The 13,125-nt window shown below is 44.4% G+C and carries 12 protein-coding genes; 10 read left to right on the top strand and 2 right to left on the bottom strand.

The window, feature by feature from the left end:
* Positions 1-22 precede the first annotated feature (22 nt).
* Both IPJ71_03030 and IPJ71_03035 read left to right on the top strand, forming a co-directional pair.
* Positions 23-640: a hypothetical protein gene (locus IPJ71_03030; protein ID MBK7842659.1), complete on the top strand. Its 618-nt coding sequence runs from the start codon at positions 23-25 to the stop codon at positions 638-640.
* Between the two features lie 258 nt (positions 641-898).
* Positions 899-1,252, top strand: a complete 354-nt coding sequence (locus IPJ71_03035; protein ID MBK7842660.1) for a hypothetical protein — start codon at positions 899-901, stop codon at positions 1,250-1,252.
* Here the strand turns inward: IPJ71_03035 and IPJ71_03040 are convergent.
* Positions 1,233-1,754: a hypothetical protein gene (locus IPJ71_03040; protein MBK7842661.1), complete on the bottom strand. Its 522-nt coding sequence runs from the start codon at positions 1,752-1,754 to the stop codon at positions 1,233-1,235. The genes IPJ71_03035 and IPJ71_03040 overlap by 20 nt on opposite strands.
* 254 nt (positions 1,755-2,008) lie before the next feature.
* Here IPJ71_03040 and IPJ71_03045 point away from each other — a divergent pair, with 254 nt between their 5' ends.
* From IPJ71_03045 to IPJ71_03075, 7 genes are all read left to right on the top strand, one after another.
* Positions 2,009-2,239 carry a hypothetical protein gene (locus IPJ71_03045; protein ID MBK7842662.1) on the top strand — a complete coding sequence of 77 codons (231 nt, stop codon included), beginning with the start codon at positions 2,009-2,011 and terminating at the stop codon, positions 2,237-2,239.
* Positions 2,240-2,573: 334 nt separating this feature from the next.
* The gene (locus tag IPJ71_03050; GenBank protein MBK7842663.1) at positions 2,574-3,305 is read left to right on the top strand and encodes an SDR family oxidoreductase; all 732 of its coding nucleotides are present in this window, start codon (positions 2,574-2,576) and stop codon (positions 3,303-3,305) included.
* Positions 3,306-3,649: 344 nt separating this feature from the next.
* Complete coding sequence (locus IPJ71_03055) at positions 3,650-4,387, top strand: rRNA pseudouridine synthase (protein ID MBK7842664.1); 738 nt, start codon at positions 3,650-3,652, stop codon at positions 4,385-4,387.
* Positions 4,388-4,507: 120 nt separating this feature from the next.
* Entirely contained in the window at positions 4,508-5,212 is a 705-nt protein-coding gene (locus IPJ71_03060) for a YebC/PmpR family DNA-binding transcriptional regulator (GenBank protein MBK7842665.1), read from the top strand.
* A 95-nt stretch (positions 5,213-5,307) separates the two neighbouring features.
* Positions 5,308-5,742 carry a SufE family protein gene (locus IPJ71_03065; GenBank protein ID MBK7842666.1) on the top strand — a complete coding sequence of 145 codons (435 nt, stop codon included), beginning with the start codon at positions 5,308-5,310 and terminating at the stop codon, positions 5,740-5,742.
* A gap of 2 nt (positions 5,743-5,744) precedes the next feature.
* On the top strand, positions 5,745-8,111 hold the full coding sequence (locus tag IPJ71_03070) for a methyltransferase domain-containing protein (GenBank protein MBK7842667.1): 2,367 nt from the start codon (positions 5,745-5,747) through the stop codon (positions 8,109-8,111).
* A 221-nt stretch (positions 8,112-8,332) separates the two neighbouring features.
* The gene (locus IPJ71_03075; protein MBK7842668.1) at positions 8,333-8,650 is read left to right on the top strand and encodes a hypothetical protein; all 318 of its coding nucleotides are present in this window, start codon (positions 8,333-8,335) and stop codon (positions 8,648-8,650) included.
* A 36-nt stretch (positions 8,651-8,686) separates the two neighbouring features.
* On the opposite strand, the gene IPJ71_03080 is transcribed toward IPJ71_03075, so the two are convergent.
* Positions 8,687-10,474, bottom strand: a complete 1,788-nt coding sequence (locus tag IPJ71_03080) for a hypothetical protein (GenBank protein ID MBK7842669.1) — start codon at positions 10,472-10,474, stop codon at positions 8,687-8,689.
* A 1,025-nt stretch (positions 10,475-11,499) separates the two neighbouring features.
* Here IPJ71_03080 and IPJ71_03085 point away from each other — a divergent pair.
* Positions 11,500-12,699: a hypothetical protein gene (locus IPJ71_03085; GenBank protein MBK7842670.1), complete on the top strand. Its 1,200-nt coding sequence runs from the start codon at positions 11,500-11,502 to the stop codon at positions 12,697-12,699.
* Positions 12,700-13,125 lie beyond the last annotated feature (426 nt).

Consider the following 13,125-nt stretch of genomic DNA (forward strand, 5'->3'; position numbering starts at 1 on the left):
AATTAAGATCTAAACTGAGAAGATGAAATGGTTAGGTAAGCTTGTTTTGCTCGTTGTCCCTTTTTCATTTCTTATGGGAACGTGGTGGGGCTTACGTAAAATCGAAGGCCAGATAAGAAATCAAGATCGATCCGGAACTCAATTGAAACTTCTCTATCGTAAAGGAACCATCCCTCCTGAAGCCCTTTCTGATTTCACCTTAAAATCTGGCTTACAGATACTTGGCCATTCAGTGGATTCAGACGAAGCTTTGGTCGCGGAAATCGTCGGGCATCCGGATAAATATGATCTCATTCAAATTTTTTCCTACATGGCAAACAAGCCAATTGGCCCAAAAGGATTCGCTAAACTTAACCCTCAATTGCTGGCCGATAAATCAAAGGTCTCTGCCGATCTGTCAAATCTTTCAATTGATCCTGAATTTGAATATTTTCTACCCGTTACCTGGGGGATAAACGGATATCTATGGAATAACAAACTTGCAGGTCCCCCTCCCCAAAATCTTCATGAGGCCTTCGACAATCCACTCCTCAAAGGTAAAATATTTGTCTTGCCACACGAAACAGAATTATTTAGCCTCATGCAAAAACTGGATTCCTTTCATCTGACAACATTGATCAGGAAAGGTCAGATGGTTTAGAGGCGACGGTTCACCAATTCTTAGGGCAATATAGGATTGCATCGCAATCCGTACAACAACTCTGGATGACGGGACAGGCTGTTCTGATTCAATCGCCCAATGGCCCGGCAGCAGAGATTCTTTCTGTCGCAAATGCAGACAAAACAGACAAAACAGACAAAACAGACAAAACCGTATTTTGGATTCCAGAAGATAAGTCAAATCTGTGGGTATCTTACATTGGAATCTCAGAAAGCACGCAAAAATACAATGAAGCTCATGAGTTTTTTATCCTATCTACTTCAAGACAATACCATTCATCTCTTTGTGCGCTTCAATGGACAAGCCACAGCCATAAACCCCTCCCAAAATGGTCAGCTAAAAGAAATGCAGTTACCCAGTTACCTCCGAAAAGTGAATTTGACTAGAATTGAAATTCCCTCCGAAACTCCATCACTCGACTCGTCCTGGCAACGAACACTTCATAGAGTCGCTCCCGAATACTTCGCAAAATACCGCAGGCGAGAAGACATCAATGAGCCCAATAAGACGATACAGGAAAGTCACGCAGAGAATGATTTAGAACAGGATGCTGTTCTAGAGATCAAAGCCACTACCGAGGGCTCACCGTGATGCTTTTTTTTGCCATGAGTGGATTTTTAAATAGCTCGCCATTGGGATCTATTCCAATGAGCTCTACGTCCAGTCGGTGTTCTCGCCGAACTCCGGTTGTATCCTGAAGTCCCGCTCTTGGTAATCTAACTCGAGCCGAAAATTGACCATAAACGCAAGTGGTCCCAAGCCCAAGATTCTGTGAACTCTGCACCAGGGTATTATCGAGAAATAATTCCCACAAAACCAAGTTCTGTTCAAAGCCACCTTCATTGCAATCACCTGCCACATCAAATTCTATGTCACTCACAGCGACAGGGTAGTTATTTTCTGTGTTAATCTTAAGTTCCATAAACTCAGAAGACTGGTGAGTGCAGCTGTTTGTATCGACACAACTGGATTTCAATTCGGCAAAAAGATTGTTTTCAGAGTAGACATCACAACTGGTGAAGAAAGACAGGGAAGCCGCCACCCCAATGCCTAAAGATAATATAAATAATTTTCTAATGTCGACCGTAAGCATTTCAATCCCATTTGTGTCTATTTTTGAGACATTTCCACCTTACGCGCCACCTCATCATCGAGAGAGTCCTGCATCAAAGGTAATGCATCCCCTGTACCACCCCATCTCCAACTCTTTCCATTTGAGTCGTCTATTTTGTTAAATTATTTTGCAGCAACTAAGTTCCAAACAATCCTGCACCTTGGTCTCATATTAAAGCACTGAGAAAAGGGGGCCGATAAAGAAGCTATAGATGCCCATTTCAAGGAGTTATCATGGCTAAAAAGGAAAATAAGGAATCTAACGGACCTTCGGGTGCAGGATCTCCAACTGTTCTGGCTAGATGCTTGGTAGAAAAGTGTGGAAAGAAAATAGAGAGGCTGGATTTCTGCGAGGAGCACTACCTCTGGTTTAAAGAAGGACTCATCAATAGGCAGGGCGAAAAACCAAGAGATTTTGATAAAAAATATCAAAATTACATTCGAAGAAATAAGCCTGCCGCATAATTGCAGGCAAGACTTGGAAAAAGGCCGCCTTGACGCGGCTTTTTTCTTAGTTCTGAAATGGAACTCCCGCCACTCCTCTCCTCAATATCGAGCAAAAAAAATCAATCCCACGATCAGAGAAAATAGAAATATTTTGAGTCCAAAAAACAAAAAATTCCGCACTTCTTTGATCATCTAAGCCCATTTTTCCACGAGTTTTTTGGATTCCCACAGGATTCCTTGACAGAACTCGAATTCTTAATACTAATCTCAATATAAAAATCCGGCGAGGAAACCAGGACCTCTGGCTATGAGAAAAACCTAAGGAGCCTAAAAACAACGAAGGAGCTCTTTCGTGGAAAACTGTGTACTTGTAACTGGCGCAGGCAGCGGCATAGGAACAGAAATAGCGAAGCTATATTCTTCAAAAGGCTTTGAAGTCTGGCTCTTGGGCCGAAATCCAAAAAAATTGGAGACAGTCTCCCAAAGCCTCAGGGGAAAAACTCAGATATTTCCGTGTGATCTCAACGACTTGGACCAAATAGAAAGAATCAGCAGGAATATTTTGAGCTCCCAAAAAGGGAAGGTGCTCAAGTGTCTTGTTCACAATGCAGGCCTGATTAAAAGAGTGCCGTTTGTTGACTCCACCCGGAGTGAATGGCAGGAAAGCTTCAATGTGCATTTGCTTGGCCCCGTCATCTTGACCCAAGCCCTCTTGCCCCTGATGTACCCAGCTGCGCCGGCCTACATTGTGAATGTTTCATCGAATTTGGCCATAAACCCGATAGAAAACACTTCCAGCTATTCAGCTCTCAAATCTGCTCTTCTTAACTGGACAAAATCGCTGGCTCTGGAGTTAGCAAGCAAAAATATTCACGTGAATGCGGTGGCACCAGGAATTGTCGAAACCCCTCTCCATGGCAAGTGGTCCCCTGAAGACAAAAAGTACATGGATAGACTTCAGCCATTGGGACGAGTTGGAACTCCAGAAGAAATCGCCCAAAGTGTTTATTTCCTTGGATCCGAGGGCGCATCATGGACGACAGGCTCCATCCTCACCGTTGACGGAGGCATCTCCCTCATATAGGCAATTCTCCCTCTCACCACCTTCAGGTACCGGCCACCAACAAGTAGATGAAGACACCCAGTACCGTCAAAACCCCGGCCGCCAATGAAAAGGCCTGGACGAGCTCCAACAGACCATAGACGCGGACAATTGCAGATTTCCTGTTACGTACCACATTTCGTCTCATTTCAAATCATCACCTTGATAAGAAATTTCGTTGATCATGTTAATTGTAATCAATGTATTAAAGTATTTGATGATTTTTTCTAATTCAGCCCGTAGATTCCTGGAATGACCCATAAATCGACCCAAACCAATACTTTGACCCCATCGAAATGGGACGTGAATTCTCCATTGGATCACCTATGACCGACGAACCCATTCGTCTTTCTAAGCTCATGGCAAATCGCGGGATCTGTTCACGTCGTGAGGCCGATCAACTTATTGCGAAAGGCTGGGTCCTTGCTGATGGGAAAATCGTGAGCGAGTTGGGGACAAAAGTATCTCCTCAGGCCGAGATCTCTTTGAAAAAGGAAGCGACCCAATCTCTCGGGAGCAAAGTCTCAATTATTTTGAATAAACCTATCGGCTATTTATCTAGTCCCACTGAAAAAAATTACAGGCTGGCGACAGATCTCATTCAACCTGACAATCAAGATCGTGAAAACCGCCGCACTCACAAATTTCACCCTTCTCATCGACGAGGACTCGCCTCAGCCGGCCGCTTGGATATTGATTCTAAAGGCTTGCTTCTTTTAACTCAAGACGGAGTGCTAGCGAAGACCGTTATAGGCGCCCAGAGCTCGATTGATAAGGAGTACCTGGTCCGAGTGCGTGGCCAAATCAGTTCCGAAAAATTGGCTCTGCTCACCTTTGGCTTGGAACTTGACGGAAGAAAACTAAAACGGGCTCAAATTAAAGAACTCCAGCCAGGCCTTCTCCAATTTGTTTTGCGAGAAGGTCGAAAACGCCAGATTCGGCGGATGTGTCAGCTTGTCAATCTAGAGGTCGCATCTTTGAAACGGGTGCGAATCGGAAAAATCCGCTTGGGGAGTTTAAAGGAGGGCCAATGGCGCTATTTGGGTCCAAGCGAAAGACCTTGAAGACTTGATTTTTTGGACTCATCTCGCAATGATGAGAACTTCACGAGGCGTATTTTTGAAAGATTTTGATAAATATAAATATTTATAATTGAAAAAGTCTACAACACTGAGGTGCCTATTATGGGAAAGAGTTGGAAAAATCCTGCCAAAGCAGCGATCGCAGCTAAAAAAGGAGCTCTATTTACAAAGCTAGCTCGCGAAATTTCGGTTGCAGCTCGGCTCGGAGGGCCAGACCCGCAATACAATGCCCGATTGTCTCTCGCCGTTGCACAAGCCAAAACTCAAAGTTGCCCAAAAGACACAATTGAACGAGCTATCCGCAAAGGCTCAGGACAGGATTCGGATGCGGCCCAATTCGAAGAGACTCTCTATGAGGGGTATGGGCCGCACAATGTAGGCATCATGGTTGAGTGTCAGACTGACAATAAGAACCGGACTGTTACCGAAATTCGCAATCTCTTTCGTAAGTACGGCGGGCATATGGGAGAAACCGGAAGCGTGGCTTGGATGTTTGATCGAGTGAGTCTGGTGGAGGGAACCAAGGAAAACATTGGGGATCCAGAAGAAGAGGCCATTGAAGCGGGGGCGAACGAAGTCGATGGAAACCCAGAGGAGGGATATAGCTTCTACGGTTCCCCCGAAGAATTGGATGCCATTCGAACAGCCCTCCAATCAAGGAATTGGGAGATAACAACATCTGAACTCAGTTACAAAGCAAAGAACTATACAGGTCTAAACGAAGCACAGCTCGCCGAGGTTTCGACTCTGCTGGAAGCACTTGAAGACAACGAAGATTCCCATCGGGTCCACGCCACGATAAAATAGAGACTGGATTTTGTTTATAGAGGCTGGATTTTCGTTTTTTTTAAGTCCGGCCAAGTAATTGGTGACGAGACCTTCGGTCTCGGTATAGATAAGCAATGGTCGATTTGATAACGCGCCAAGATGAATTGAAAGCGGAATTCAGCCAAATTCAGACTTGGGAAGAAAAATATCGCCGCCTCATTGAAATAGGAAAAACTCTCCCAGAGTTTCCTGAAGACAAGAGACTGGACGACTATAAAGTGAAAGGCTGCCAGAGCCAAGTGTGGCTCTATGCCTACACGGATGAAAATGAAAGAATACAGTTTCTAGCAGACAGCGACGCCCTGATTGTCAGAGGTCTCGTTGCCCTGCTCTTAAGGGTGTATTCTAATTCTTTACCTGACGAAATTCTTTCCACTCCCCCGCAGTTTATTAAAGATCTGGGCTTTAGCGCCAATCTTTCGCCGAGTCGGGCCAATGGCCTCTTCTCCATGGTCAAACAGATTTTTTATTATGCTACGGCCTTCAAAAGCCTACAGACCATAAAATAAGAATGAAACACCTCAAACTCCTTCTTTGTTTTGGCACCTTGATATCTTGCCACTTACATAATTTGTGTTACGCAGGAGTCTGCATCAAAGCGCTTTCAGAAGAAGGGGAGGGTCTCCGGAACAAAACTGAGGTTATCAGAGATAATTCAAAACCACATCTCCACGAGGATTTAACTCCCTACATTGAAAAAATGGAGAAAAGCTCTCTTCAAAAGTCTGCCTTTGCGGCCCTTGCACACCCCGGTCGCATCGTGGATCTCGGAACGGGATCAGGAGTCGCAGCGAGGGATTTGGCTCTCATGTTTCCGGATTCCCATGTCATTGGAGTGGACCTTGATGAAAAAATGGTAAGTTACGCAAGAGAGCACTACACTTTGCCAAATTTGGATTTTCTCGTTGGAAATGCCGAAGAATCCAATTTTCCATCGAATTCTTTGAATGCTATTTTTATGTCTTCCGTAGGCCATCACTTGACCAGTTATGGCAAAGGAGATCCTTTCGATGTCTCTCGCGTTGCGAAAGCGATTTGGAAAAATCACAAACAACTAAAGTTTGGTAACATTTTTGTTCTAAGAGATTTTGTTATTTCTCCTGGACCAGATGAAGTCTTTCTTGATTTGGCAACTGATGACGGAGTAGAATTTGGCAAAATCGAGGATCTCTCCACTTCTGCGTTATTCGAGCGTTTCGCTGCTGATTTTAGAAGTAGCCAACACCCAAATTCGGGTGTCCCCTATCAAGTCACACCGATCGACAATCATGGACAGAGCAAGAAGCGAAGGTATCGGCTGAGCCACCGGGATGCTGTCGAATTTATTCTCCGAAAAGACTACCGAGACAGCTACTTTGCTGAAATCCAGGAGGAGTACACCTACCTCTCTCAATCTGAATTTGAAAATACGATCATGGAAGCAGGATTTCGGGTCCTCCTATCATCTCTAATATTCAACCCATGGATCATAGAAAATCGTTTTAGAGATAAGTTTACCCTCCAAACCCTGGATGGAAAAATTCTTCCCTTTCCCGCCACCAATTATGTCATCGCAGGCGAAAAAATTCGACCTAACGAAGCGACTCGCATCGAGGAAACGCATCAACGGGTGACCAGCGACCCTAAATTCCTCTCTGTCAAAGCCATGCAACAGGTGAGAACGGGGGAAATCTACGACGTCGTTGGCCGTCCCCACGATACAATCGATGTGCTTCCATTCTTTCGGAGAAAGGGACAGATTTTCGTCTATGGCCACCAGAGCTATCCAAGACCGATCCTCACCACTCTAAAACCAGGGGAATTTTTAAATGGCGCCAGCACAAAGGGCTATTCATTTGAACCCGTTAGTTTTGTTCGAAGGTATGATCAGGCTCAAGCGTCAGAGATTGAACGCGAACTTCGGAGCCGAATGGGAATAGAACCAAATCGGTTGTTGCGAACAGGTTCAGATGAGACCTATACCTTTTATACAAGCCCGGCCTTAGTGACCGAAAGGGTCACGTCTGTCGCAATTCCAATGAGAAGGCAAAAACTCCGCCTCCACTATCCGAAAGAAAACGAAACCGGATTGTCCTCATCAGGAGTGATAAGACCTATCGAAGCCACTCAACTCTTAAGATCTTCACAGGCGGGTTCTGTTCTCGATTCAAGAATGGAGATTGCCACTTACAATCTTCTGCTTGACGAAGACAAGAAGATTGGACCCTGGATTGGAGAAGAGATTGGTCTTGTCAATAACCCAGATCATCCAAAACCTCGCATCAAATCTGCTTTCGATGTTCTTTCTCCAAAACGTAGGTTCCGGGTCTTTCAGGAGGTCGATCGTAAAGAATTTGGTCAATTCCTTGAAGTTCGAACTGGGCGCTTTTCTGACTTTGATCGACAGGGAAAAACAATCCTTACGACTGAAAGAGAATATGTCGTCCCTAAGAAATTCAGCAACTCTGTGATCTCAGTTATTCCCGCCTTTCGAAGGGGAAAGAATATTTTTGTTGGAATTGAAAGGCGAAATTTACCAGGCATACAATTAAATGAAGGCTATTCCGACATCGCAGTCAATCCTGCCTGGAGGATTCCTAAAGAAATCACCACTCTTGAATCTGGAATCGAATTCGTTAAAGAGCACGTAGAAAGTGATTTTGGGTTAAAGATTCGTCGGACCTATGGTCTCGGCGGAGCCTACCACCCGACTCCCGGTTTAACTCCTGAAATTGTCTATCCCGTTGTCGTTGAAATCAACCCCTCTGTATCTCCTGAGAAAACCAGCACCTCTTTTGTTTGGGTTGATCTGTCCGACCTTATTCGGAATCGACGCCACATTAAAGATGGCCACCTTCTCGTCGTCGCCTTTCGCCTCGCTCATGCCACGCTCAACTAGTCATCTTCTATAATGCCACGGCCGATATTATGCTGAAACTGTTTAAAGAGTGCTCAAACTGAAAGCCTATTTTGTCATCGTCTTCAGGGTTTAAGAAATGACGGACTCGCTCTTTTTTGTTCTAAATTTAACTTATATATTTCAAATAGTTATACTCTATATTTAAGATTCCTCATGGCCCACCTCTTGCTCTTCCAATGCTCTATAAGAGGAGCTTTACAATGAAATACATTTATGGTTTTTTCTCGGTCTTACTGATTCTTGCTGCAAGTTATCGAGCGGCAGCACGGCCCGCAGGCGAACACTCTGACAGCCATCCCTCCAATTCAATTCCAAAAATTTTCCAGTGCAAATATGAGTCGGGAGACGTTGGCACAATTATCGGAAGAGGTGCGACGGCTAGCGAGGCCTTTGCTGATGCCAGCGAAAAGTGCTTTGAACGTAGAGTTTCAATCTATGAAAAAATCCGAGGCAAACATGTTGATGAAGAGCGAGGACTCGACTTCATTGACTCCTGCGTGAACCTTTCCTGCGGATAAATTTTACGGTCTCACAAATAGGAAGATCAGCCGAGATCACTTCGTTTTTACCAACCGGACACTTTTTTTCCCGTCCGCAGATATGCCTGCCAGAAAAAGAACCCCATTGTCTCCAATAGCTGCAGCGGTGATCCGTGACATTGCTCCCTCCAAGGATTGAGAAAGTTGAGTTGAAAAGCCCCTGTCAACCTCCAGCCCTTGCTCAGTCTTGATGAAGCGTACCAAGTTAAAATCCGAAGTCACTTTTTCGAATACCGGCGGAGACGCCTTTTGATCTTTATCATCAGATTCTTCATTGGCATTTTCTGATATCTCTCCCGCATCCTTGGAATTAGCGGCCACATTGATATTTAATTCTAGATTAAGGGGAGCAAAGTCATCGCTCGGTCCATCAGTATATTTCAACAATACAAAAACGGCTGCAGGATCTTCAAAAATATCCACGTCGAAATCTTTGCTGTAACGGGAAGTAGCAGTTAGGAGATGTTTCAATATCGGTAAATTCCAACGATTTTTTCTCAATGGGTAATCGGGAAGAAAGATGCGGGCATCAACTTGATAGTCTTGATCACTTAGAGCTTGCGAAATGTTGGGTTTCATTTTCAATCCAAGAGAAGCAGTTATCCATTGCCCCTCGGAGGCCAGACCATGCCGATGAACGAATTCCATCGACCTTGGAGGATAAAAATAAGGCCCGAAAAGATACCCAATAGTGTCACTGCTCTTTATCAACTTATAACTAACACTATCTTTTACAGTTATACTCAAGGGAAAAAACTGTCGGAGGGAATTCGGATCTGCCTGATAATTCTTTTCTTGTCCGCACCAGGACCAGCTTTCACGAGTAGATCCGCCTTCGCCGCATTTGCGATTTACCATTTCAAGCCTATTCGAATAACTGCTACTATCTGCTGGCACAACCAAGATTCCTGAGAAACCATTGTCAACCAAGGTCTGAAAGCTGGGCCTGGGATTGGTTGGACCGACTGAGGTGGGCCAATTTATTCCCAACCCACCAAATACCCGAGCACTCTCATCATCATAATTAGGATAGAGCACAAAGACCTGTGAAAATGACGATGGAGCCTCCGAGAGCGCTACCTTGACGTCATCGCCCTTCTTCTCAGATGACGACATCAATGAACTACTCAAGATAACGGCCTCGCGCCATTCCTTCATTCTTTTGTTTGTTTTAGTATTCAGACAGTCGTTACCCACAGCAAATCCTTTACCAACTAACCAAACTTGGCTATCGGGGGATCGGAAAGATTTGAGTTCTTCAATTTGATAATGAGTTGAATGGCACATCTTATCATCGCTGAACAAAGTGAAGAATTCATTGTTTGGCGGATTATCCAAATAGAATGACTGCAAAATTCCTTGGGTGTTAGCTGTATAGATCCGAGTCCCGCCATTAGACACAATAAAAAATTGATCCGCGCCCGCGCCACTGAAAATTTTAATCTGAGGGCTGAGGGGTTCCAGCTGATCCTTGGGGGACCTTCCAGACCCAAAAAAAAGACTTGTCACATCCCAGTTTTTCTCGCGCTTTCCGACAGAATCAAAAACTACCAATTGCACGCTCTCAATTCGATTTTTTGGCGAAGAAGAGCTCTCAGATGAAATCAAAGCGCAAAGTCGCTCTGTTAAGGCCACAAAGTGTCCATCTCCGGTAGTTGCCACTTGCGTGATATAGGAAGGGCCGCAGCTTTGATCCGCTTCTACTGCGGAAGAAGCTTCCTCGGCATGGCTTTGAATACTGGCCAAGGAAGCGACAAAGCTTATAAAAATCCCATAAAGGAGAATGGAATAGAGAGAGTTCATAGAAGAGCCTCCTGGGATCAGATCCCGCAGACATTTGATGTATGAAACAATGTGGTCTTTTACTACTCACCCCATTTTTTTCTCAAAATCAAACTTATTTTTATGATAAATTATATCTCGAAGAAGTACCCAGCTTGCTGAAAACTGAAGATTTTCCTCACAAGCCTGTGCCGGAGCAAATTCAAATTTGCCGAGACTAATGACGTGATTCCGATTAACAACTCTGTATCTTTGATGCAAAAGATCTCTTCAAGCTTACAGTGCCCCGGAAGTGCTTGGCAGGCAGGTTTCAAATTGTGCAGTCTCAGAGAGTATCGTGGGCTATGCTGATGAGGGAGATACACGGTTTTGAGGTATTCACTGGTTTGCTACATCATTTGCACTGATTGCGTCGTCGATGGCCGCAATAAGACATGTTTCCCGATTATCAAACCATCTATGATGGCTACCGTTCCATTTGGATTAAAAGGATCGACTGAGACATCCTGATGCGTTCATAGCGTGGCTTCATCTGACGCTTCTGTACTCTTTTGACCAATCCTATTTCATGACACCAGCTCCGAAAAGTTTCGCGTTTGAGATTGATACCTTCCACATGTAACTTTTCGAGGACATGAACCATGTTGAAATCGAAATACTTTTCCATCATAACATATTGCACTCGACATTTCTGATTCCGATGCCAATTTGTTCTTTGGCGCACGCCCTTATTCCCATGTCGAATGAAGGTGCTCTTCCCGTTAATTTGTTAAGTAACTCCTTAATGTTCGACCCGAGACCTACAAAAGAGTTTCTGCTTCAAATCGAGTCACGAGGTCATTTTCCCTTGGCAATTGGACCCGGACAGAATCGCTTAGTAGTTACAAAGGTGGGAATATTAAACAAAGGAGATGCGTGCATAAGTAATGAACATCCGTCATTAAATTCATGTCTCTTGACTCGACAATCGAGCCATTGCCGGGAACGTATTTTGCAGCTTTAGGGGGCGTAAGTGCATTTCCTCAAAAGAAAAGGGTGAAAATACTATGCCATCAAGATCAGGAAAAAAAGTAGGAATTCGAAAAGGTTATTTTAGCTCCGTTTTTCAAGTGCCCAGTTGGTGGATGGGACCGTGGCAGGTATTGTTTTTTGGCTCCCTGGTTTGCCAAATATATGTGATTCCCTCTGCAGAGGCTACTAAATTGCTTATTACCGAGGCGGAGGTCGCGGAATCCAGACTGATGTATAATCTCACTAAGGGTTGGCCATATTTTGATCCGAATCGAGGAACCTCTAGTATGTATGCTCAGGCTTGGGATTTCTACCTAGAAGGGATCAGAAGAAGAGTGCCTTTAAGCTGGAAAACTGGATTAAAATTGACTAAGGAAGAAGGTCTGTTTGCTGGAATGCCAGGGAGTATGATGCCGCGTTTCGAAGTAGAAGTAAAAGATTCGATTAAATCATTTCTTGCGGAGATACATGAGAACGTGTCGACTCTTAAGCGGGAGTCAGATCACCAACTTTTTCATGATGAAGAGTGGGAGGCTGATAAAATACAGGCGCAAACTAGTCTGCGTTCATCAATAGAGAGCCTGAGGATCTTCTTCGAGAGATTAAAAGTCCTATCCCCTGATCTATCAGAAATGGCTATCCGCGTGGCTCTAACAGAAGGCATAGTACCTTCTTGGATTATGGATCCGAAAATGCGTCGTACTTCAGATGGAAAAGTCATAGTCCTTTCCGTCGCAGACCTTCTGAATGAAATTCCAGATGAGATTTTTAAAAATAGCTTGTTTGCCGCACTCCCAAGTCAGACATATCCAGCCGCGACTGGTCCGAAAGCACAAGGGAAAGGTGAAAATCCACCTGTCACCAGTCTAGTAAAAATCAACGACGGCACTCCTGACACTAACCGTTTATGCGGACTCAGTAAATCCTCAGCGGTGCGAGACGCCGTTTATGAGTTCGAGAGAGAAAAAGCACCCAGTAGGCAATTCCTCGTTAATGGCGACGTCTCAGAATCCTCAGGGTTCAACTGCCGATTGGTTAAGTTTGGACTGGTTCGGGATCCCAAAGACAAATCGATTGGATTGGATCCTGAAAGTTACGCTGTTTTTCCGGATGGAAGACAAATCAAGCTGAACAACGACGACTTAAAATCGCTCCGTGAGTCTTGGAATCAGATTCAATCAGGGGACAGAATTGCTCAACCGAGAACAGTCAGGCGGTCTTCAGGCGCACAGTAAGGGTGCCCCTTAGCGCGAGACTGGGGTTCGTCTGGCAAACAAATCACGAAGATTTGACACCATTTAAAAAAAATCATTGCGAACCAGTTGACGGATGGATTGATGTTTTATTGACTGTCCTTGAGGGATTAACTGGGGGACGTTGTGATCAATGTAAAATATCGATTTTTGTTTTTTCTGTTGGGCTTGTCAATTAATGGACTTCTACTCTCGTTTTCAGGGAACGCCAGAGAAACCCCGGACTCGAACAAGCAACCAGCCTATTTTTTCAGTCAAGTTTCAAATATCTACAAACGCCAACTCAAATTGCTTTTTTTTGCTCATAATAATCCAACGATCGCAGAGTTTGCTCTTGCCAAAGGACGAGTCAGCACAATCCTCAGCGAGATTCTAAAACATCACTTTGAACCAAAAGTGGAAACAGCA

The sequence above is a fragment of the Bdellovibrionales bacterium genome (assembly GCA_016714165.1).
GTDB lineage: Bacteria > Bdellovibrionota > Bdellovibrionia > Bdellovibrionales > UBA1609 > JADJVA01.